The organism is Bacillus sp. ZY-1-1, from assembly GCF_003047165.1.
Lineage (GTDB): Bacteria > Bacillota > Bacilli > Bacillales > Bacillaceae > Bacillus > Bacillus velezensis.
Window position 1 is genome coordinate 462,327 of record NZ_CP027061.1, and the last position, 20,411, is coordinate 482,737.

The following is a 20,411-nucleotide window of genomic DNA, read 5'->3' on the forward strand; positions in this document are numbered from 1 at the left end:
TGTATGTATACGGGTACAGGTCGTAAGGTGTACTGAGCGTTTCTACCAATTTAGTAAAAATCCATAAAAGCACAAAAAAAAGAGGCTGCTTTCGGCGGCCCTCTTTTTTATGCATTTTCCTTATCCGCCTGCAATAAAGCCTGGCGCTTATTCATAATATCCAGAAAATGTTTCAGGATCGGATTTTGATTATCCTTGCGGTAGGCAATGACCCATTCGGCAGTGAGCTGCGCCTGATTAATGCCGCGGTAGGCGACTTCGAGATTAAACAGCTTTTTAGCAGAAGAAGGCACGAAGGTTACACCGATACCGGCACTAACCAATCCGATCACCATTTGATACTCCGTCGCTTCCTGAACGATTTTCGGTTTGAAGCCCGCCTGCTCGCAGTAGTTTACAAACTCCAGGTATAAAGTCGGCCATGTTTCTTTCGACAGTGTGATAATCGGTTCATTTTTTAAATCCTGAATGTCGATTGTCTGTTTAGCGGTAAGCGGGTGCTGCTTCGGCAAAGCCAGAATGCACGGGCTGCTCTGCACCTTTTCCATATGTAACGCGGAATGTTGTAAAGGCGGATGAAGGATGCCGATATCAATGTTCCCCTTCAGAAGTTCTTCCTGCTGTCTGAAAGAAGAAATTTCACGCAGATCAAGCTTGACGGAGGGGAATTTTTCGCGGAATTCCCGAATGATCGGCGGCAGAAATTCATATGTGGCCGAGCCGACAAAACCGACGACAAGGCGGCCGAGCTCTCCCCGCGCCGTTCTCTGCGCCATTTCAATCGCTTTGTCTATTTCTTCGATCGCGTTTCTGCTGTGTTTTAAAAAACTTTCTCCGGCAGCTGAAAGCTCTACAACCCGTTTCGTGCGCTTTAATAAGGTCACGCCGACTTCCTTCTCAAGCTGTTTGATCTGCTGGCTGAGAGGCGGCTGTGTCATATTTAACCGAAGCGCCGCTTTGCCGAAATGAAGTTCTTCGGCAACGGCAATAAAGTATTGAAGATGGCGAAGCTCCATCCTTATCCATTCCTTTCTCTTTGTTAATTATTCGTGAAACATATTAATCATACGGCGAATTGATATTGGAGGTCAATTTCCAAAGAGTGTATAGTGAATAATATCACAAATTACTTAAAATTTTATATTTAATATGCATAATAAGGAGTGAGGGTGTTGGCAAAAGCAACAAATGAACTAAAAACCTCTGAAAAAAATCGGGGGGCGGAGCTTGTTGTTGATTGCTTAGTGGAGCAAGGTGTCACACATGTTTTTGGCATTCCGGGTGCAAAAATTGATGCAGTATTTGATGCGTTAAAAGATAAAGGACCTGAACTGGTTTTATGCCGTCACGAACAGAACGCTGCATTTATGGCTGCGGCTGTCGGAAGACTGACTGGAAAACCAGGCGTTTGTCTCGTTACTTCAGGCCCGGGGGCATCCAACTTGGCGACCGGCTTGTTAACGGCTAATACAGAAGGTGATCCGGTAGTGGCGCTGGCGGGTAACGTAATTCGCGCAGACCGGTTAAAACGGACACACCAATCATTGGACAATGCGGCGCTATTTCAGCCGATTACAAAATACAGTGTAGAAGTACAGGAAACAGGGAATATACCAGAAGCGGTAACAAACGCCTTCAGGGCAGCGTCAGCAGGTCAGGCAGGCGCGGCTTTTGTGAGCTTTCCGCAGGATGTTGTGAATGAAATCACAAATGTGAAAAACGTACGCAGCGTGCCGGCGCCGAAACAAGGCCCTGCACCGGAAGAGGCGGTCAGCGCGGCTATCGCGAAAATCCAGACGGCGAAACTTCCCGTTCTGTTAGTCGGCATGAAAGGCGGAAGACCGGAAGCGGTAAAACAAATCCGCAAACTGCTTGCCAAAACAAAACTGCCTTTCGTAGAAACGTACCAAGGGGCCGGCACATTGTCCAGAGAGCTGGAAGACCAATATTTCGGCCGGATCGGACTGTTCCGCAACCAGCCGGGCGATCTTCTGCTTGAACAGGCGGATGTCGTATTAACGATCGGTTATGATCCGATTGAATACGATCCGAAGTTCTGGAACGTAAACGGTGACCGTGCTATTATCCATCTTGACGAAATCCAGGCCGATATCGATCATGCCTATCAGCCGGAATTAGAATTATTAGGCGATATCGCCGCTACGGTTAAACAAATTGAACACGACGCTGTGACATTTGATATGGGCAGCCGTGAAAAAGAAGTGCTGAGCGAGTTAAAACAGATGCTCACAGACAGCGAGAAGGCGCCAAGCGATCATAAATCCGACAGAGTGCATCCTCTGCAAATCGTCCAAGAACTGCGCAATGCAATTGATGACGACGTAACCGTCACTTGCGATATCGGTTCTCACGCGATCTGGATGTCCCGCTACTTCCGCGCTTATGAGCCGCTGAAACTGTTGATCAGCAACGGCATGCAGACATTGGGCGTAGCGCTTCCTTGGGCGATTGCCGCCACATTGGTGAATCCGGGTGAAAAAGTCGTATCCGTTTCAGGAGACGGAGGATTCCTGTTCTCTGCAATGGAATTGGAAACGGCAGTCCGCTTAAAAGCGCCGATCGTTCACCTTGTATGGAATGACAGCACATATGATATGGTCGCATTCCAGCAAATGAAAAAATATAACCGTACATCATGCGTAGATTTCGGAAACATTGACATCGTAAAATATGCAGAAAGCTTCGGCGCCACCGGCTTGCGCGTTGAGTCACCGGAACAGCTGGCAGACGTGCTGCAAAAAGGCTTGAACACAGAAGGCCCTGTCATCATTGACATTCCTGTCGATTACAGTGACAATGTCCATTTATCAAGCGACATGCTTCCGAAGCAATTCAAAGAAAAAATGAAAGCAAAAGCTCTCTAGCACTCTGCGCACCATGACCTGTTTTCTAAAACAGCCCAATTTAAAAGGAGTGAAGGGAATATGAAAAATGCAAGCGACATCCATATGATGAGCCGCGGAGAAAAAGGCTCACCTGAGGATCAAATCTATCAAGTATCCACCATGACATCTCTGCTGGACGGAGTGTATGACGGAGATTTTGATATGGCTGACATTCCGAAGTTCGGTGATTTCGGGATCGGCACGTTCAATAAACTGGACGGCGAATTAATCGGATTTGACGGCGAATTTTACCGTCTGCGCGGCGACGGAACGGCTACGCCTGTTAAAGGCGGAGACCTGTCACCATTCTGCTCATTCACATTTTTCACGCCGGACATGACGCATACGATCGACGGCGAAATGACCCGTGAAGAATTCGAGCAGGAAATCGCCAGCCTTCTGCCTAGTAAAAACTTATTTTATGCGATCCGTTTAGACGGCGTATTTAAAAAGGTGCAGACAAGAACGGTAGAACGCCAGGAGAAACCGTACGTTCCGATGATTGAAGCGGTGAAAACACAGCCTGTGTTCAACTTTGACGACATTCAGGGTACAATCGCCGGCTTCTGGACGCCGGGTTACGCAAACGGCATCGCTGTTTCCGGATATCACCTGCACTTCATTGATGAAGGACGCAATTCCGGGGGACACGTGTTTGACTATGTCATTAAAGATTGTAAAGTGACCATTTCTCAAAAAATGAATATGAACCTCAAGCTTCCGAATACGGCGGACTTTTTCAACGCAAATTTAGATAATCCGAATTTTGCGAAGGATATTGAAACAACCGAAGGAAGCCCGGAATAAAATAAAAAAGAAAGCCTCATTTTTCTCGGGGGCTTTCTTTTTATTTGGCTGAACCGGCAAAGATTAGGTAAAATACAGTCAAAAGGGAAAGGTGTGGTAGCTGTGAAAGTATTGGTATTAGCGGTTCATCCTGACATGGACAACTCAGCGGTCAATAAGGCGTGGACAGAAGAATTAAAAAATCATGATGACATCACGGTCCGTGAGCTTTATAAAGAATATCCGGACGGGAAAATAGATGGGGAAAAGGAACGGCAGCTGTGTGAACAGTATGACCGGATCGTATTTCAATTCCCGCTGTACTGGTACAGTGCGCCTCCGCTTTTAAAAACATGGATGGATCATGTGCTGGCGTATGGCTGGGCTTACGGTTCCAAAGGAAAGGCGCTGCACGGCAAAGAATTGCTGCTGGCTGTTTCTGTAGGTGCCGGAGAGGATGCATATCAGGCAGGCGGGTCCAACCATTTTTCACTGAGCGAGCTCTTAAGGCCGTTTCAGGCAATGGCTAATTTTACGGGAATGACCTATTTGCCGGCTTTCGCGATGTACGGGGTTAGCAGCGCCGATGCTGCGGCTATCCGTGACAACGCCAAACGCCTGGCGGATTACATAAAGAAGCCATTTTAGAGTCGTATGCATTCATCTTCATCCGACAATATTTCCTGAGAAATATTTCGAACCTTAGACGTTTCTGGGACTGCTCAAGAAAGAAAAAACGGATTTCGCGCTGAATTTGCGAATTCCGTTTTGATATTATGTCAGTTTTTGCAGATCTTTTGTGCTGATATATCCCGTTGCGCCCCCGTAATCGACAAGCGCCCAGCCGAAATCAATGCCGCCGCCGGCTGTCTTTTTCCATCCGAGGAAAGAAACGCTCGTGTTTTTGGCAAGGGAAGCTTTGACCGCTTGTTTGTCTGTATATACTTTTGTTTTTGCCGTCGTTTTTACGGTTGTTGCTTCTTTAACAATATAATGAGTAGATACAAATCCTGTTTTTCCGTTTTTATAATGTACTTTTGCCCAGTCAGCGTTCTGGAATGAAACGATCTTTAAGCTGTCGCCTAAATGAAGGGTATCAGCTCTCGGACTGGCTGCTGATGCTTTTGTTCTCACGTTCAATGCTTCCGCGGAAACAAGATAAGAGTCAAGCGGGTAGCTGTACAGATCGTTAATTTTGACCGCTTCTTGCGCGTGTGTCTCGGGAAGAGGCGTTATTCCGGCAGCTGAAGCCGCTGATATTCCCGCTGCAAGGGTCAGGATGGATGCCGCTTTGGCTGTTTTCTTCATCTGTATCTCTCCTTTTACTTCATCCTTTCACGTTTTACCGGAAGTCTAAACATCGGCCGGTTATTTTTGCGTTTGAAGTTTCAATGGAGCGGAAATGGTTTTTTTGACTTTTTTTCCTTTGAGCACCTGCTCCGCCGCTTCGGCCGCCAGTTTTCCGATCAGCTCCGGCTGCTGGGCGACCGTGGCTGTCAGCTTCCCATTATTAATGGAAGAAATCGCATCTTTATTTCCGTCGAAACCGACGACCAAAATGTGTTTGCCCGAGCTGTTAATCGCTTCGAGCGCCCCGAGTGCCATTTCATCATTATGGGCGAACACGGCTTTGATATCCGGATGTCCCTGCAGCAGGTTTTCCATGACGGTCAATCCTTTTGTACGGTCAAAATCTGCCGCTTGCTGTGTTACGACATCCAGCTTTTTGTCGGCAATATGATGAAAGCCCGTTCCGCGTTCCCGTGTCGCGGATGCGCCCGGCACCCCTTGCAATTCAGCCACTTTGGCGCCTTTTCCGAGCTGATCGGCGAGGTAGTCAGCCGCCATTTCTCCTCCTTTGACATTGTCAGAGGCGACAAGCGTTTCGACTTTGCCGTGTTCGGCTGAACGATCCAGCGCAATGACGGGAATGCCGAGGGAATTTGCCGATTCGACGGCTGTTGAAATCGCTGATGAATCGGTCGGATTGATCAGCAGCGCATCGACTCCCTGCTGGATCAAATCTTCTACGTCATTTGACTGTTTAGATGAATCATTTTGGGCATCGACAATAATGACCTTCATGCCCCGTTTTTTGGCTTCCTTTACAACGCCTTCTTTTAATGAAACGAAGAACGGATTGTTTAATGTGGAGACGGAGAGCCCGATAGTGAATTCTTTTTTATGTTTTGTGTTTGACGGTTTTGCCCATTGCGGCGGTTCAAGTGAACAGGCGGACAGCAAAAACAGTGATAATGCCGCGATCGTGATGATGGCTTTCTTCATAATGGTCCTCCTACTATGCCGATTTTTTGCGGTCCAGCAGCACCGCGATTAAAATGACGATTCCTTTGACGACAAGCTGATAAAACGATGATACGCCGAGAAGGTTCAAGCCGTTGTTCAGCGTACCGATAATCAAAACCCCGATCAGCGTACCGATGATGCGCCCTCGACCGCCGGACAGGCTCGTTCCGCCGAGAACGACCGCTGCGATGGCGTCCAGCTCGTATGATTCTCCGGCCGTCGGCTGTGCGGAATTTAAGCGTGATGTCAGAATCGCTCCCGCCAGCGCCGATAATAAACCTGTCAGAGAATAGATCATGATCTTGATGCGGGGCACTTTGATTCCCGATATCAGCGCCGCTTTCTCATTGCCGCCGATGGCGTATGTCCGGCGGCCGAACGGTGTTTTGTGCAGAAGAACCCACAGGGCCGCAAATGCAATCAGCATCGTAATGGCAGGTACGGGGATGCCGAGAAAATAACCGCGCCCGAATAATTGAAATGCGTAATTTGAACCGAGCCCCGTAATCGGATTTCCGTCCGTATAGACGAGGGTCAGTCCGCGAAAGACGGTCATTGTCGCCAAAGTGGCGATGAACGGCGCCATTTTTCCTTTTGTGATTAATAATCCGTTTATCATGCCGAGTACGGCGCCGATCACGCAGCCGATGATGACGGCTAAGATCGGATCGATGCCTGATACCATCATACCTGCGACCAATGCGCTCGATAAGGCGAGGATGGCTCCGACAGAGAGATCAATGCCTCCCGTTAAAATGACAAACGTCATTCCGAAGGCAATCAGAGCGTTAATCGCAACCTGCCGAAGAAGATTGAGAATATTGAGAGGTTCAAGAAAACTCGGGTTTAAAACGGAAACGATCAGCACAAGAATCAGTAAGCCGAGAAACGGACCGAGTTTTTGCGTGAAGGTATGAATGGAAAATCGCTTTTGTTCAGTTGATGTTATTGGTTCAGTTTTCATACTGCTGCCCTCCCGTGGCAAGTGTCATGATGTGTTCTTGTGTTGCATCTGCCGCATTGATTTCTCCGCTGATGCGCCCTTCGTGGACGACGATGATTCTGTCACTCATGCCGAGAATTTCCGGCAGCTCGGAAGAAACCATGATGATGGCGACTCCGCGATCGGTCAGTTCATTCATTAATGAATAGATTTCCCTTTTCGCGCCTACGTCGACGCCTCTTGTCGGTTCATCAAGGATGAGAACTTTCGGGCCGATTCCGATCCATTTGGCGATGACGACTTTTTGCTGATTTCCTCCTGATAAATGCCGGGCGGCGGTTTCCGGAGATGCAGTCTTAATGGTCAGACGCTTGATGAGCAGCTCAACGAACTCCGCCTCGCGTTTTCGGTCAATGATGCCTTTCGGAGAGAAGCTGGTCAGGTTCGGCAATGAGATATTTTCACGAATGGACGTATCCAGCAGCAGCCCTTCATCTTTGCGGTTCTCCGTAATCAGGCCGAGTCCCTTGCGGATGGCATCGTACGGACCCCGAATGCCGGTTTTTCGGCCGGAAATCCAGACCTCTCCGGAATCGAGCCGGTCAATTCCGAACAGCGCCCTCATGATTTCTGTCCGTCCGGCACCCATTAAGCCGGAAACGCCGAGGATTTCTCCGGCGCTCACATGGAAACTGATCTGTGAAAAGCTTCCTTTTTTTGAGGCGTTTTTCACTTCGAGGACCTTATCGCCGAGTGACGGCGTGCGGGTCGGATACCGATCGGTCAGCTCCCGCCCGACCATTTTTTTGACCACTTCATCAAAATGAGTATCTTTCATATGCGCCGTATCGACAGTGAGGCCGTCCCGCATAATGGTGATCCGGTCGCAAATTGAAAATATCTCTTCCATTCGGTGCGAAATATAGACAATGGATACGCCGTCCCGCTTTAACGCCGTCATCACGTCAAACAGTTTGCTGATTTCCCGTTCGGTCAGCGCCGCGGTCGGTTCGTCCATAATAATGACTTCAGCGTTTGTCATCAGCGCTTTGGCAATCTCAATCATTTGCTGCTGGCCGACGGAACATTGTCCGGCTTCCCGGTCAAGAGGAAGAGAGACTCCCAGTTTTTCAAGCTGTGATTTTGCTAGCGCTTTCATTTTCTTCGTTTCCAAAACGCCGAACGCCGTCGTCAGCTCTTTGCCGATAAAAAGATTTTCAAGCACCGTCATGTCCGGCCATATATTCAGTTCCTGATGGATAAAGGCGATTCCGTGCTTTTCGGCTTCCTTTGGATTGGAGAAATTCATATTTGTTCCGTTTATCGTAATGTTTCCCTTGTCGAGCCGGTAGAGCCCGGTGAGCAGATTCATTAACGTCGATTTGCCCGCTCCGTTTTCTCCCATTAAAGCGTGGATTTCTCCCGGCAGAAGCTCAAATGAGACGCCGGATAGCACTTGGTTTTTGCCGAATGCTTTATGAATGTCTGTCATGCCGATGTGCATGCTGGATCCCTTCTTTCTAGAAAATCACACCCGCCTGCAGGATGCAGTTGGCGTATGGTGTCATTTCACCCGTCCGGATGACGGCTTTTGCTTTCTGTGTGAGCCGTTTGAATTCCGAGTGGGACATGTACTCGATCGTCTGCGCTGAGAAATGGCTTTCTATGAAACTTGCATTCTCAGGATTTTCGTCTTTGATCTCGGAGGCGGCCATCACCTTTTCGACGGCCATCTCCCGGGCTACCAGGCTGGTCACATCCCGAAAGGCGGGAATGCCCGCCGTTAAGGACAAATCAATTTTAGGGACGCCGTCAGGGACGGGGAGACCCGCATCGGCGATCGCGATGAGGTCTGTATGCCCGAGATCGGCTAATACTTTGGCAATGTGGCTGTTTAACATTCCGTGTTTTTTCATGACAGCAGCTCCTCAACTTCTTTTCTGACCGGCATCCCGCCTTGGGCGCCGAAGTGCTGCACGGACAGGGAGGCGGCGCGGTTGGCGAACAGGAGCGCTTGCTCGATGTTCCGTCCTTCCGCGAGCGCGACGGCAAGTGCCGCATTAAAGGTATCGCCGGCACCCGTCGTGTCGACCGCTTCTGCAGGGAAGCCGGGAACAAGCCGTTCCGCGGTGCCGTCTGAGTAGCGTACGCCTTGTTTTCCTTCGGTAATGAACAGTTTGCCGGGATAGCCGGCGAGCGCTTCTTCTTTCGTCCGGTCAGGAAATAAAATGGATGCTTCATGTTCGTTCGGCGTAAGATATGCGGCATTCTCAATCGTCGATTGTTTCAGCGGGCGGGCCGGCGCGGGATTCAGGATAACCGGAATTTGGTGCGCGCGGCAGTAGCTGCACACTTCTTCAACAGTTTCTTCAGGAATCTCCTGCTGGATCAGCACGATATCAATGCCGGGAAGTTTTTCCAGCGCACTTTTGGCATAATCGGGTGAGATGTCATCGTTTGCGCCTTTTACGACGACGATGCTGTTGTCTCCTTCTGCGAGCACAATATGAGCCGTTCCGCTTTTTTTATGTGTAACCGTTTCCATATAGTCCGTATTGACACCGTTTGCCTTCAGGTTTTCAATAATCGCTTTTCCGTAGCTGTCACTGCCAGCTTTTCCTACCATATATACGTTCGCGCCAAGGCGGGAAGCGGCTACGGCCTGGTTTGCGCCTTTTCCCCCGGGCACGGTTTGAAAGTCTGTGCCCAGTACGGTTTCTCCGGCTTTCGGACGCCGTTCGGATGTGACGACCAGATCCATAGAACAGCTTCCGATAACACAAATTTCACTCATGGTGATCATCCTTTCTCGTCGTTTGTCTTTTTATATAAGTCACGGGCATTTGAATGGCCGTCTCTTTCGGCGGCTCTTTCTTTATCAATTGCAGCAGCAGGTTTGCCGCTTGTTTTCCCATCTCATATGCAGGCTGGCGGATGGTTGAAAGCGGCGGAAACAAAAGCCTGCTCTGCGGAATATCGTCGTATCCGATGATCTGAATCTCCTCCGGAACTTTTTTGCCGAGCCGCAGCGCCTCATGGAGGACGGCAGCCGCCGCAATATCGTTGCTGGCAATGACTCCGTCGGTTTCGGGGTATGCTGCAAACAATTTTTCTGCTAAAACGGCGGCATCCTTGATAGAAAATGAAGCGGCGGAGATGACATTGAACTGCGCGCCCGCTTTATACAGCACATCAAGTGCGCCGTTAAAACGTTCCTGAGCGGTCGGAAGGTGGCCTGGGCCTTTGACAAGCGTGATGCTTGTGCTTTTGCCGCGAAGCATTTCCTCAGCCGCCCGTTTTCCGCCTGCCCGCCCGTCACTGAATACGGATGGGGCGCCTTCTTTTGTCCGGTCCAGAAATACGACCGGGTAAAGGCTGCCGCTGTATTCGGGAAGGTCGGGGTAATGGGTGGCCGCCAAAATACCGGCAACTTGATTTTGTTTAAATGTTTGCAGGTAGTCTAGTTCTTTTTCCAATTCTTCATCGCTGTTGCCGATGATCAGCCGGTATCCTTCCCGCTGCAGCTCGTCTTCAGCGCCGCGGGCAAGCTGCGGGAAAAAGGGGTTCGTAATATCCGGAAGCAAAAGCCCGACCAGTCTGGATTCTCTTTTATAAAGAGAGCGGGCAACTTCATTCGGATAATAATTCAGCTTCTCCATGGCAAGCATGACCTTCGTTCGTGTATCTTCATGGACGTAGCCGTTGTCATTGAGGACACGCGAGACCGTGGCAACAGAGACGCCGGCAGCGCCTGCGACATCTTTAATCGTTGCCAACAAACACTCCCCCTTCATTTATGTAACCGTTTACACAGAAAGAGTACCACGAATCATTTCGGTTGGCAACAAAAAAAGAGACCGGGGTCTCTTTTAGTTCACGATGCCGATTTGCGAGATATTCACTTTGATATCAGGGATTATCTCGATAGAAGGATAGACCTCACGCCAATTGAGCCGCTTGCCCCGCTCATAATAATGGGTTTGATATTTCCGGCCGATGCCGAGGATATCCGAGTTGTGCTCCTGAATATGGCTGATCACCGATCTGGCCTGGCTGTTCAAATTTGCTGATGCTTGTTTGTTCATTTGGTCGATTGCCGTATAAGAATTCAGTTTGTCCTTCGGATATTCCAAGACGCGTGCGTTCAGCTTTAAACGGATTTTCACTTTTATATGCTGCGGATCTGTATCTATAAATACAATCTTTCGCGTGGCATCCGTGATGCCGAGAGAAAGATAATTTTCAATATCCATTTTGTATTTGTCCCACAGCTTCAGATTAATATTAGCCGATTTATTAAATTGCCCGCTTAAAAGGGTCAGGAGGGTCGAATCCTGACCGAGCACCTCAGTCACTTTCCGCTGGCCGCTGAACAGGGCAGAACCCTCTACCTTTATCGTCTGTCCGTTAATCGATAAATAAGGAAGGGCGAAATCCTTATCAGCCGTCAGCATGCTTGAACGGATGGATTGCAAATTTTCCATGCTGATATTTGATTCCGCATTAGCGCTTGTTAATAAATTCGTTAAATACTTGCTGACGATCAATTTCTGCCGGACGATCAGCTTCAGCACTTCAATCGCCTCGCCGTCTTTTACAACCGCCGGATGAGCGAGAAGCGGACTTTTCGGATCTCTGTAAAAGACATCGAGATAAGGAAAAAGCGGTTTTTCCGCCATTTTCTCACCGATTAATAAGACTCTTTGCTTGGACGTGTCAATGCGCTGGTCGACAAGCTTATCCAATTGAAACCGCGCTTCACGGATGGTGTGCCCGGAAGCGCTGAGCACCGTCGTAATGAATGAGCCGCCCGTTTCCTGTTCCGCCTGGGAGGACTGAACCTTCCGATAGGTAATGCCGATTTTATTTTTACCGTCATGATCAACATCAAGGCTTGCGGTCAGCACGAGAGAAATATCTTTCAACAAATTTTGATCCCAGCAGCCGGCAAGTGTCAGGCTTGCGCACATGAGACTGATAAGAACCGCTTTTTTAATGCGCATGGCGGACACCCTTTTTGCGTACAAGGACAATCAATACCATAAACAACGGAAACAAATACACAAACACAATATCGGAAATGCGGAAAAACTGATCCAGCTGCTGTATCGTTTTATCTGTGCTTGTGGCCCAAATAGACAGAAGGAAGACGAGCAGGGCCGGCGGATAAACAAACCGGCTGTGATCTTTTTGATTGAACAGCTTGGCGATGCCGGTGCTTGCCAAGTAAAACACGTTGGCCAGCGTTGAAAAGACGGTCACGAACCAAAACGTCAAAAAGAGCAGATCCGTCCGTTCGATAATTCTGAATGAAACGGTTTTTAACAGGTACAGCACAGGCTCCGGGATCATTTTTATTTCTTCGGGGCTGATGGTGACAAAGCAAGTAAGAGTGATATACAGGTAATAAAGGATAATCAAGATGTTTGAAATCGTCAGTATTTTGTAGCGCTGGCTGACGGTGCAGTTGATAAGGGGCCCGATCACAAGCGCCGCCTGAAAGCCGGTAATGCTGACAAGTGTTTGCTGCACCCCGGTAAGCATGTCTTTTGCGGTTCCGTGAAAAATCGGCATAATGTATGTGATATCGGCTTTTCCCAGCGTGTATAAAAGCGGCAGAGAGATCAGCAGCAAAAACGGCGTTAAAATAAAGCTGAACCTCGCGATCGCATTCAGCGGGGCTTGGGCGATATAGACAGAACCGAGGATCAGCATTAAGCTGATCACCCAATTCGGAGTCTGAGGGAGCACCCAGATATCCAATAACCGTGTAAATACAGAAAGAATGAGCGTGCAGAGAAACGCGAAATATAAAATATACAGCACCTGCACCCCTTTGCCGGCAAGTGTTCCGAACACCTCCTCCAGCATTTCATACAGGTTCAGCTTCGGAAACCGGTGAAATAATATCATATACAGGCTGAAGGTAAGCTGGACGAGCAATCCGGTAAGCAGAATGGAAATCCATCCGCTGCTTCCCGATTTCATCATCAGTAAATGGGGCAGCGCCAAAATGCCGATGCTGATCTGCGTCTGATTAATGAAAAACACGCCTTGAAGCCGGCTGATTTTTTTAGGCTTCATCTTTTCTCCACCCCCGAACATGTTTTATCTGCTTTGAATCTTGCGGTCTCAAATAAAAAGGCCTTCTTTTAATAAACCAGGCCGGCAGCCGGATAAATGCATCCTTTAAGTCACTGAAATGAAACGGCGTCAGAGATGATAAATACGGAACGCCGAGGGATTCAAGCTTGCACAGGTTCATCAGAATAAGTCCGAAGCCGAATGCGATGCCGATAAAACCGAACGAGGATGCCAGAAACATAAGCGGAAATCTGAGCGTTCGAATGGACGTGCTCATTTCATATGAAGGAAGCACAAAAGAAGAAACGGCCGTAACGGCCACGACGATAATCATCATATTAGAAATGAGTCCCGCCTGAACGACTGCGTCACCGATCACGAGACCGCCGACAATGCCGATCGTCTGACTGATCGGTTTCGGCAGCCTGATACCGGCTTCGCGGATCAGCTCAATCGTAATCTCCATAATCATGGCCTCTATCAGCGGAGGGAAGGGAATATCAACAATCGAATTTTTCATGGTGATAATCAAATCGTTGGGAATGACTTCAAAATGAAACGCAATCAGCGCGATATAAAAAGCGGGCAGTGTAATCGCGATCATAAAGGCGAAAAATCTCAGCACTCTCAAAAAACTGGCGGAAATCCACCTCGTGCTGTAGTCATCCGGCGATTGAAAAAAGGAAAAGAACGTGATCGGCGCAATCAAGGCCGACGGGCTGCCATCCATCATGATCAGCACACAGCCTTCCATCACGCATGCTTTTGCTTTATCCGGCCGTTCCGTATGAACGATCTGCGGAAAAATGGAAAACGAATTATCTTCTATCGACTCCTCGATAATTCCGGGCGCAAGCACGCTGTCTATACGCAGGTATGACAGGCGCCGCTTCACTTCCTCCACAATCTCCGGATTGGCGATATTCTCAACAAAGATAACCGCAACCTTTGATTTGGCTCTTTCCCCGATATCCATATAATGAACGGAGAGATGGCGGTCCTGTATGTGAAACCGCAGCTGATGAATGTTCGTTTCCAAACTTTCCACAAACCCGTCATGGGCGCCGCGGACGATACTTTCAGATTCGGGCTCCATAATGGAACGCAGCGGATTCTGCCCGACGGAAAACAGCTTCGCTTTCCTTGATGCATCGCTGAGAAAAACAACCTGGCCTGCCAAAATCGCGTCAATGAGTTTTCTGGTTTCATCCGTTTCCGCACTGCTGACGGCATTCATCGTTTCCTCAAGCGGACCGTTCTGCAGGGTGTCGCTTAACAGAAACTCATTCAGCTTCTGTTCTTCTATCATTTGTTCAATATAAAAGAAAGCGGTATGACGGTCCTGCAGTTTGATCCTTCGTATTTTAAAATCACCGCAAACACACATCAGCTCCTGCATTTCCCGTACAGCCGATTCAAAATCGCCGGAAATCCGTTTGTTTTGTTTATCCGCAGACATCAGACCGCCTCCTTTCCCGGTTATTTGTAGTTTTCAGCGGGTATTCCTTTTTTATGCATTTTATAAAATAGAGGAGTTTCTCGACGTTTTACCAAGAACTTCACAATTATGGATGAATATTTCTTGAACGAATATAAAGATTTATTAAAATTATTTCAAAAGAGTGATAAATGTCCTGTAAATGCTTTAAAAGGAGATAGGCTTTCCGCATATAAAATGTGTATTTCTTGTAAACACTCCGGACCCGTCTTTTTCTGTCACGTACCAGTCATTCCGCTAGTTATTTTGGAATGGGACTGAAAGCAGGATACGGGGGAAAAATGAATGACTTTAAGACCTTATCCTTAACAAAACAGGCAGTCTGCACACAGCGGACATAGAGTCCCGAAACGTATGCGCAGTGCGGAAAACGCTGATATAACAGGCTGTAAAAGATGGATTATCATTACATCTTTTTCTTCCGGAACGCGTATAGTCCCATTGGTCCAAATGAATTTCTGTGTGGAAATGTAAACGCATACATTTTTCTTTTGAAAAATTGAAGTAAGGTTTAAGTCCTGCCTATTCCCAAAAAAAGCAATTCGATAATAGGAAGAATAGCGTCACTAATAGAGAAGTTTGGCTCAGTGAAAGCGGGAAGATTATGTTACATAATGCCGATTGAGAATTCATAGTGAAGCTATATACTGATGAATGAATTTATCAATACAGAAGGAGATGTCAAAAATCAATGTGGTTACTCATTATAGCCTGTGCTGCCGTACTAATCATCGGAATCATTGAAAAAAGGCGGCATCAGAAGAATATCGATGCTCTGCCAGTACGCGTCAATATTAATGGTATCCGCGGAAAGTCAACCGTAACGAGGCTGACGACCGGAATACTGATGGAGGCGGGCTACAAAACAGTCGGAAAAACGACGGGAACAGATGCAAGGATGATCTATTGGGATACACCTGAGGAGAAACCGATCAAACGGAAACCGCAGGGCCCGAATATCGGCGAGCAAAAAGAAGTAATGAAGGAAACCGTAGAACGGGGCGCCAATGCCATTGTCAGTGAATGTATGGCGGTAAACCCGGATTATCAGATTATCTTTCAGGAAGAACTCCTTCAAGCCAACATCGGCGTCATCGTGAATGTGCTTGAAGACCATATGGATGTCATGGGGCCGACGCTTGATGAGATTGCTGAAGCTTTTACCGCGACGATACCGTATAACGGTCACCTTGTCATTACAGACAGTGAATACACAGACTTCTTTAAAGAAAAAGCCGCAGAGCGGAATACCGAGGTCATTATTGCGGATAACTCTAAAATTACAGATGAATACCTTCGAAAATTTGAATATATGGTCTTTCCTGATAACGCTTCCCTGGCGCTCGGCGTTGCCCAGGCTCTTGGGATAGATGAAGAAACGGCGTTTAAAGGAATGCTGAATGCGCCGCCTGATCCTGGCGCCATGAGAATCCTGCCGCTGCTCAGCACGAAGGAGCCCGGTCATTTCGTAAACGGCTTTGCCGCAAATGATGCATCTTCTACTTTAAATATATGGAAACGTGTAAAGGAAATCGGCTACCCGACAGATGAACCGATCGTCATCATGAACTGCCGCGCCGACCGTGTGGACAGAACGATTCAGTTCGCAAACGACGTGCTTCCGTACATTAAAACGAAGGAACTCATACTCATCGGTGAGACGACAGAACCGATCGTCAGAGCTTATGAAGAAGGCAAGATTCCTGCCGATACACTGCACGATCTGGAATATAAATCAACAGACGAAATCATGGACGTGCTGAAAACAAGAATGCAAAACCGTGTCATATATGGCGTCGGCAATATCCACGGTTCAGCGGAACCATTAATTGAAAAAATCCAAGAGTATAAGGTGAAACAGCTCGTTAGCTAGGAGGAAAAGGATAAATGTTCGGATCAGATTTATACATTTCACTTATTTTAGGCGTGTTAATCAGTTTAATTTTCGCGGAAAAAACAGGTATCGTACCTGCCGGTTTAGTTGTGCCGGGTTATTTAGGGCTCGTTTTTAACCAGCCGGTCTTTATTTTACTCGTACTGCTGGTGAGTCTTCTTACATACGTGATCGTCAAATACGGTTTATCCAGATTTATGATATTGTACGGACGCAGAAAATTCGCAGCTATGCTGATAACGGGAATCTGCTTAAAAATCGCCCTTGATTTTCTTTACCCGATCGTACCGTTTGAGATATCAGAATTCCGCGGAATCGGTATCATCGTACCGGGTCTGATCGCCAATACCATTCAGAAACAGGGATTAACGATTACTTTCGCCAGCACGCTGTTCTTAAGCGGCGCAACTTTTGCCATTATGTTTGCTTACTACTTAATCTAATGTAAGGTGTGTCAAACGATGAAAAAACAATTAAGCTTTCAAGAAAAACTGCTGAAGCTGACCAAACAGCAGAAAAAGAAGACCAATCTTCACGTTTTTATCGCGCTGCCGATCGTCTTTTGCCTGATGTTCGTCTGCATCCTGACAGGGAAGGCGGAAACGCCGAGTGTGAAAAGAAATGCCGATGACCTTGTATCAGCCTCGTTCGTCGGAGATATTATGATGGGCCGGAATGTCGAGAAAGTGACAAAGCATAAAGGCACGGAGAGTGTCTTCCGTTATGCAAAGCCATTCTTCGAATCATCCGACTATGTGTCAGGGAACTTTGAAAACCCGGTTACATATAAAAAGAACTACAAAGAAGCAGAAAAAAATATCCACCTTCAGTCAAACAAAGATGCCGTAAAAGTATTGAAGGACATGAATTTCACAGTTCTCACGGCAGCCAACAACCATGCGATGGATTACGGCCCTCAAGGAATGCGGGATACGGTTGAAGAGTTTTCAAAGCAAAATCTTGAACTTGTCGGAGCAGGCCTCACGCTGAAGGAAGCCGAGCAGAACATTTCTTATCAAGATGTAAACGGAATCAAAATCGCAACACTGGGTTTCACTGATGTTTCCGGAAAAGGTTTTGCAGCTAAACGAAATGCGCCGGGTGTGCTTCCGGCCGATCCAGAGCTGTTTATTCCGATGATTTCTAAAGCCAAAAAGAAAGCCGATCTTGTCATTGTTCAAACACACTGGGGACAGGAATACGATAATGATCCGAATGACAGACAGCGCCAATTGGCAAGAGCAATGTCCGATGCCGGAGCGGATATTATCGTGGGACACCATCCGCACGTGCTGGAACCGATCGAAATGTACCACGGCACCGTTATTTTCTACAGCCTGGGCAACTTCGTATTCGACCAGGGGTGGACAAGAACGAGAGACACGGCGCTTGTTCAATATCATCTCCAGAAAAACGGCACGGGACGCTTTGAAGTCACGCCGATGAACATTCATGAAGCAACGCCTGCACCGGTTAAAAAAGGCAGCATCAATCATAAAACGATCGTACGTGAACTGACGAAAGAATCGAATTTCAAGTGGAGCGTCAAGGATGGAAAATTAACGTTTGATGTGGATCACAGCGATATCTTAAAAAAGAAAGCGGAGTGAAAAACAAATGAAAATCATTAAAGCGGGATGGCCGTTTGCCGCGATCATTATGGTATTTATGTTTATGTCTGCGTTTAAATACAATGATCAGCTCACAGATCAGGAAAAACAAAAAATTGACACGGAAATGCAAAAAATTCAGCAAGAGGACACAGCGGGCGCAAAATAAGCGCATGATTCCGCTTGCCGGCATATTGTTTGTTCCGAATCCAGTAAAGAATGCCCATATCGGGCATTCTTTTTTTGTGTGCTCTCCTAAACATTTGTTAAAAGTTACCGATGTAAAAACTACTAAAAATGAGGAGAGTGAATAGAAAACATGCTCACAAGCTGGAGGAAGTACATCCTTGCCGGCCTTATGATTTGTCTTGTGGCACCTGCAGTAACGAGAACGGAAATTGCCGAAGCGGATTCTCAAGTTTCTGTCCTGATCGTTTCAGACGCGCAAAAACTTGTCGGAAATAAATATGTTTACGGAGGCGAAGAGCCTGAGGACGGTTTTGACCCGTCCGGATTGATGCATTATCTTTTCAGCAGGCAGAACATCCATCTGCCGAGAACGGTCAGTGATCAATGGAAAGTCGGAGCCGCCGTCAAAGAAAATGACCTTTTACCGGGAGATCTTGTGTTTTTCAAAAAGTCAGATTCAACACAAAACGCGGCCGTCCATGACGGTCTGTATATCGGAAACGGAGAGATGATACACAGTTCTCCGTCAGAAGGCGTAACCGTCACACGCTTTCAAAAAAGCAGTTATTGGATGAATTTATATCTTGGCGCAAAGCGGATGACAAAAGATCCGGAACTGGCTGATGATCCGATCGTTCAGGAGGCAGCCCGTTACCTCGACATTCCGTATGTATTCGGCGGAAGCACGCCTGAGGCGGGATTCGACTGTTCGGGGCTGGTCCAATATGTTTTTGAAAACAAGCTTCACATTTACCTGCCGAGATCTGCGGAACAGCAGTGGCTGGTCGGTGAGAAAATCAAACTGAGCGACATAAAGCCCGGGGACGTGATTTATTTCAGCGATACGTATAAAAAAGGAATTTCCCATACGGGCATTTATGCGGGAGAGGGAAGGTTCATCCAAGCAAGCCGCTCCGAAAAAGTCACCATTTCTTACTTGGCGGAAGATTATTGGAAAAAACATTTCACAGGGGTGCGCCGATTCAGCAATTTAGCCATTTCTAAAGACAATCCCGTTGTGTCCACAGCGGCCGATCATATCGGAATTTCTTATCTGAAAGGCGGCGCTTCACCGGAAACCGGCTTTGATACGGCGGGATTTGTTCAATACATCTATCAAAAAGCGAAAGGAATCAGCCTGCCGCGTTATGCCGACAAGCAGATGCAGGCGGGCGTTCCGGTCGATAAACAAGATCTGAAGCCCGGCGATCTGGTCTTCTTTAAAGCGGAAAGCCTGAATCCGGCCATTTATATCGGGAACGGACAAGTGATTCATGTCACCGTGTCCGCAGGTGTTACCATAACAAATATGAACACAAGCGCTTATTGGAAGGACAAATATGCGGGCGGCATCCGGCTTCCGTAAAAAAAGACGTCAGAGAGTGTCTCTGACGTCTTTTTCTTTTACCGTTTCGGCGCTCTGTATCCGGCCGCTACCGCATCCTCTACAGAACAGAACATTTCCACGGGATCTGTCGTCCGGTCGTAGTATGTACTTCCCGGCGTGTGATAAATGCCGTTCCGGCTGCCTTTAATGTCGCATCCCTGTGAGGTGCCGGCTGCTTTCGTTTCGGCATGTCCTCCGGAGGAAGAGGCGTTGTTTTGCGCCGTTTCCGCATTTTCGGATGTTTTTGTTTCTGCTTTCTGCCGCTTTAAAGTTTTATTTTCTGACTGAAGCGTTTCAGCGGTCTTTTCGAGCTTCTTTTGTGAATTTTTTAATTTCTCATTGTCTTGTTTGAGTGATTTGTTTGTTTTTTTCAGCTCGCTTATCTCTTGGCTGAGTTTGCTGAGTTTTTCTTCATTGCCGGCTTCAGCTTCGGATTTCTCCTTTTCGGCTGCGGCACTGATGCTTTCATATTTTTTCTCAAGCGCCTGGTGTTCCTTCGTCAATTTTTGATAAGCCGTATCAAGGGTGCTGTATTTCTCCTCTGCCTTCACGGCCGAGGCGTCCGGCTCTGCGAGGGATGCACTGGTCAGAAGCAGGATAAATCCGCCGATGAGAAGAGGCCAAAACAGCTTTTTTGAAAAATGTTTTTCTTTTTTTGCCGCTTTGCATATGAGATGAAAAATTCCGTATCCGACTGCGCAGAGAAAAGCTAAAAATCCTATAATAGCGATTGCATTCGACATCATGAAACTCCTTTTTTCTTTATCTTACAATTTATTTTCAATTTTGGAAATTCCTTTTTTAGAA

20 protein-coding genes are annotated in these 20,411 nt (G+C 47.5%); 8 read left to right on the plus strand and 12 right to left on the minus strand.

From position 1 onward, the window contains the following. Nucleotides 1–107 precede the first annotated feature (107 nt). Nucleotides 108–1,016, minus strand: coding sequence for an acetoin biosynthesis transcriptional regulator AlsR (gene alsR / locus C5I45_RS02430; RefSeq protein ID WP_003151316.1), 909 nt, complete (start codon nucleotides 1,014–1,016; stop codon nucleotides 108–110). Nucleotides 1,017–1,172: 156 nt separating this feature from the next. Between alsR and alsS the strand changes: the two genes are divergently transcribed. The 3 genes from alsS to C5I45_RS02445 all read left to right on the plus strand — a co-directional run bounded on the left by alsS (nucleotide 1,173) and on the right by C5I45_RS02445 (nucleotide 4,340). Beyond that, nucleotides 1,173–2,885, plus strand: a complete 1,713-nt coding sequence (alsS, locus tag C5I45_RS02435; RefSeq protein WP_032857584.1) for an acetolactate synthase AlsS — start codon at nucleotides 1,173–1,175, stop codon at nucleotides 2,883–2,885. 60 nt (nucleotides 2,886–2,945) lie between these two features. Next, the gene (gene budA / locus C5I45_RS02440; protein ID WP_003151318.1) at nucleotides 2,946–3,713 is read left to right on the plus strand and encodes an acetolactate decarboxylase; all 768 of its coding nucleotides are present in this window, start codon (nucleotides 2,946–2,948) and stop codon (nucleotides 3,711–3,713) included. Nucleotides 3,714–3,815: 102 nt separating this feature from the next. Next, nucleotides 3,816–4,340 carry an NAD(P)H-dependent oxidoreductase gene (locus C5I45_RS02445; RefSeq protein ID WP_003151320.1) on the plus strand — a complete coding sequence of 175 codons (525 nt, stop codon included), beginning with the start codon at nucleotides 3,816–3,818 and terminating at the stop codon, nucleotides 4,338–4,340. Nucleotides 4,341–4,466: 126 nt separating this feature from the next. Here the strand turns inward: C5I45_RS02445 and C5I45_RS02450 are convergent, their stop codons facing one another. The 10 genes from C5I45_RS02450 to C5I45_RS02495 form a co-directional block, all read right to left on the minus strand. After that, on the minus strand, nucleotides 4,467–5,000 hold the full coding sequence (locus C5I45_RS02450; RefSeq protein ID WP_107994207.1) for an SH3 domain-containing protein: 534 nt from the start codon (nucleotides 4,998–5,000) through the stop codon (nucleotides 4,467–4,469). A gap of 60 nt (nucleotides 5,001–5,060) precedes the next feature. After that, a complete protein-coding gene (gene rbsB / locus C5I45_RS02455; protein WP_107994208.1) occupies nucleotides 5,061–5,978 on the minus strand; it encodes a ribose ABC transporter substrate-binding protein RbsB in 918 nt (305 codons plus the stop codon). 13 nt (nucleotides 5,979–5,991) lie between these two features. Continuing rightward, nucleotides 5,992–6,963 (minus strand): ribose ABC transporter permease RbsC, encoded by a 972-nt coding sequence (rbsC, locus tag C5I45_RS02460; protein WP_007614200.1) that lies wholly within the window; start codon nucleotides 6,961–6,963, stop codon nucleotides 5,992–5,994. Beyond that, entirely contained in the window at nucleotides 6,953–8,446 is a 1,494-nt protein-coding gene (locus C5I45_RS02465; RefSeq protein ID WP_014305956.1) for a sugar ABC transporter ATP-binding protein, read from the minus strand. The genes rbsC and C5I45_RS02465 overlap by 11 nt, the downstream gene beginning before the upstream one ends. Before the next feature lie 16 nt (nucleotides 8,447–8,462). Continuing rightward, complete coding sequence (gene rbsD / locus C5I45_RS02470) at nucleotides 8,463–8,858, minus strand: D-ribose pyranase (protein ID WP_025853565.1); 396 nt, start codon at nucleotides 8,856–8,858, stop codon at nucleotides 8,463–8,465. Further along, a complete protein-coding gene (gene rbsK / locus C5I45_RS02475; RefSeq protein ID WP_025853564.1) occupies nucleotides 8,855–9,736 on the minus strand; it encodes a ribokinase in 882 nt (293 codons plus the stop codon). Before rbsK ends, rbsD begins: the two co-directional genes overlap by 4 nt. Further along, nucleotides 9,729–10,718: a LacI family DNA-binding transcriptional regulator gene (locus C5I45_RS02480; protein WP_032857578.1), complete on the minus strand. Its 990-nt coding sequence runs from the start codon at nucleotides 10,716–10,718 to the stop codon at nucleotides 9,729–9,731. The genes rbsK and C5I45_RS02480 overlap by 8 nt, the downstream gene beginning before the upstream one ends. A 93-nt stretch (nucleotides 10,719–10,811) precedes the next feature. Beyond that, on the minus strand, nucleotides 10,812–11,945 hold the full coding sequence (locus tag C5I45_RS02485; RefSeq protein ID WP_014305952.1) for a Ger(x)C family spore germination protein: 1,134 nt from the start codon (nucleotides 11,943–11,945) through the stop codon (nucleotides 10,812–10,814). Beyond that, nucleotides 11,935–13,026 carry a GerAB/ArcD/ProY family transporter gene (locus C5I45_RS02490; protein WP_058906405.1) on the minus strand — a complete coding sequence of 364 codons (1,092 nt, stop codon included), beginning with the start codon at nucleotides 13,024–13,026 and terminating at the stop codon, nucleotides 11,935–11,937. Before C5I45_RS02490 ends, C5I45_RS02485 begins: the two co-directional genes overlap by 11 nt. Continuing rightward, nucleotides 13,016–14,485, minus strand: coding sequence for a spore germination protein (locus C5I45_RS02495; protein WP_015387608.1), 1,470 nt, complete (start codon nucleotides 14,483–14,485; stop codon nucleotides 13,016–13,018). The genes C5I45_RS02490 and C5I45_RS02495 overlap by 11 nt, the downstream gene beginning before the upstream one ends. Nucleotides 14,486–15,215: 730 nt before the next feature. Here C5I45_RS02495 and pgsB point away from each other — a divergent pair. The 5 genes from pgsB (at nucleotide 15,216) to C5I45_RS02525 (ending at nucleotide 19,583) form a co-directional block, all read left to right on the plus strand. Next, complete coding sequence (gene pgsB, locus C5I45_RS02505) at nucleotides 15,216–16,397, plus strand: poly-gamma-glutamate synthase PgsB (RefSeq protein ID WP_003151337.1); 1,182 nt, start codon at nucleotides 15,216–15,218, stop codon at nucleotides 16,395–16,397. A 14-nt stretch (nucleotides 16,398–16,411) separates the two neighbouring features. Next, nucleotides 16,412–16,861: a poly-gamma-glutamate biosynthesis protein PgsC gene (gene pgsC / locus C5I45_RS02510; protein WP_003151340.1), complete on the plus strand. Its 450-nt coding sequence runs from the start codon at nucleotides 16,412–16,414 to the stop codon at nucleotides 16,859–16,861. A gap of 18 nt (nucleotides 16,862–16,879) precedes the next feature. Next, entirely contained in the window at nucleotides 16,880–18,028 is a 1,149-nt protein-coding gene (locus tag C5I45_RS02515) for a CapA family protein (RefSeq protein WP_003151341.1), read from the plus strand. 7 nt (nucleotides 18,029–18,035) lie between these two features. Then, nucleotides 18,036–18,197 (plus strand): extrachromosomal elements maintenance protein EdmS, encoded by a 162-nt coding sequence (locus tag C5I45_RS02520; RefSeq protein WP_003151344.1) that lies wholly within the window; start codon nucleotides 18,036–18,038, stop codon nucleotides 18,195–18,197. A 150-nt stretch (nucleotides 18,198–18,347) separates the two neighbouring features. Then, nucleotides 18,348–19,583, plus strand: coding sequence for a C40 family peptidase (locus C5I45_RS02525; RefSeq protein ID WP_107994209.1), 1,236 nt, complete (start codon nucleotides 18,348–18,350; stop codon nucleotides 19,581–19,583). 38 nt (nucleotides 19,584–19,621) lie between these two features. Here C5I45_RS02525 and C5I45_RS02530 read toward each other — a convergent pair whose 3' ends face one another. Beyond that, nucleotides 19,622–20,347 (minus strand): sunset domain-containing protein, encoded by a 726-nt coding sequence (locus C5I45_RS02530; RefSeq protein ID WP_043867479.1) that lies wholly within the window; start codon nucleotides 20,345–20,347, stop codon nucleotides 19,622–19,624. Nucleotides 20,348–20,411: the final 64 nt, after the last annotated feature.

Excerpts from the sequence above, each read along its gene's own strand:
- alsR (WP_003151316.1), bottom strand. The coding sequence starts at position 1,016 with ATGGAGCTTCGCCATCTTCAATACTTTATTGCCGTTGCCGAAGAACTT.
- budA (WP_003151318.1), top strand. The coding sequence starts at position 2,946 with ATGAAAAATGCAAGCGACATCCATATGATGAGCCGCGGAGAAAAAGGC.
- C5I45_RS02450 (WP_107994207.1), bottom strand. The coding sequence starts at position 5,000 with ATGAAGAAAACAGCCAAAGCGGCATCCATCCTGACCCTTGCAGCGGGA.
- rbsB (WP_107994208.1), bottom strand. The coding sequence starts at position 5,978 with ATGAAGAAAGCCATCATCACGATCGCGGCATTATCACTGTTTTTGCTG.
- rbsC (WP_007614200.1), bottom strand. The coding sequence starts at position 6,963 with ATGAAAACTGAACCAATAACATCAACTGAACAAAAGCGATTTTCCATT.
- C5I45_RS02465 (WP_014305956.1), bottom strand. The coding sequence starts at position 8,446 with ATGCACATCGGCATGACAGACATTCATAAAGCATTCGGCAAAAACCAA.
- rbsD (WP_025853565.1), bottom strand. The coding sequence starts at position 8,858 with ATGAAAAAACACGGAATGTTAAACAGCCACATTGCCAAAGTATTAGCC.
- rbsK (WP_025853564.1), bottom strand. The coding sequence starts at position 9,736 with ATGAGTGAAATTTGTGTTATCGGAAGCTGTTCTATGGATCTGGTCGTC.
- C5I45_RS02485 (WP_014305952.1), bottom strand. The coding sequence starts at position 11,945 with ATGCGCATTAAAAAAGCGGTTCTTATCAGTCTCATGTGCGCAAGCCTG.
- C5I45_RS02490 (WP_058906405.1), bottom strand. The coding sequence starts at position 13,026 with ATGAAGCCTAAAAAAATCAGCCGGCTTCAAGGCGTGTTTTTCATTAAT.
- C5I45_RS02495 (WP_015387608.1), bottom strand. The coding sequence starts at position 14,485 with ATGTCTGCGGATAAACAAAACAAACGGATTTCCGGCGATTTTGAATCG.
- pgsB (WP_003151337.1), top strand. The coding sequence starts at position 15,216 with ATGTGGTTACTCATTATAGCCTGTGCTGCCGTACTAATCATCGGAATC.
- pgsC (WP_003151340.1), top strand. The coding sequence starts at position 16,412 with ATGTTCGGATCAGATTTATACATTTCACTTATTTTAGGCGTGTTAATC.
- C5I45_RS02515 (WP_003151341.1), top strand. The coding sequence starts at position 16,880 with ATGAAAAAACAATTAAGCTTTCAAGAAAAACTGCTGAAGCTGACCAAA.
- C5I45_RS02520 (WP_003151344.1), top strand. The coding sequence starts at position 18,036 with ATGAAAATCATTAAAGCGGGATGGCCGTTTGCCGCGATCATTATGGTA.
- C5I45_RS02525 (WP_107994209.1), top strand. The coding sequence starts at position 18,348 with ATGCTCACAAGCTGGAGGAAGTACATCCTTGCCGGCCTTATGATTTGT.
- C5I45_RS02530 (WP_043867479.1), bottom strand. The coding sequence starts at position 20,347 with ATGTCGAATGCAATCGCTATTATAGGATTTTTAGCTTTTCTCTGCGCA.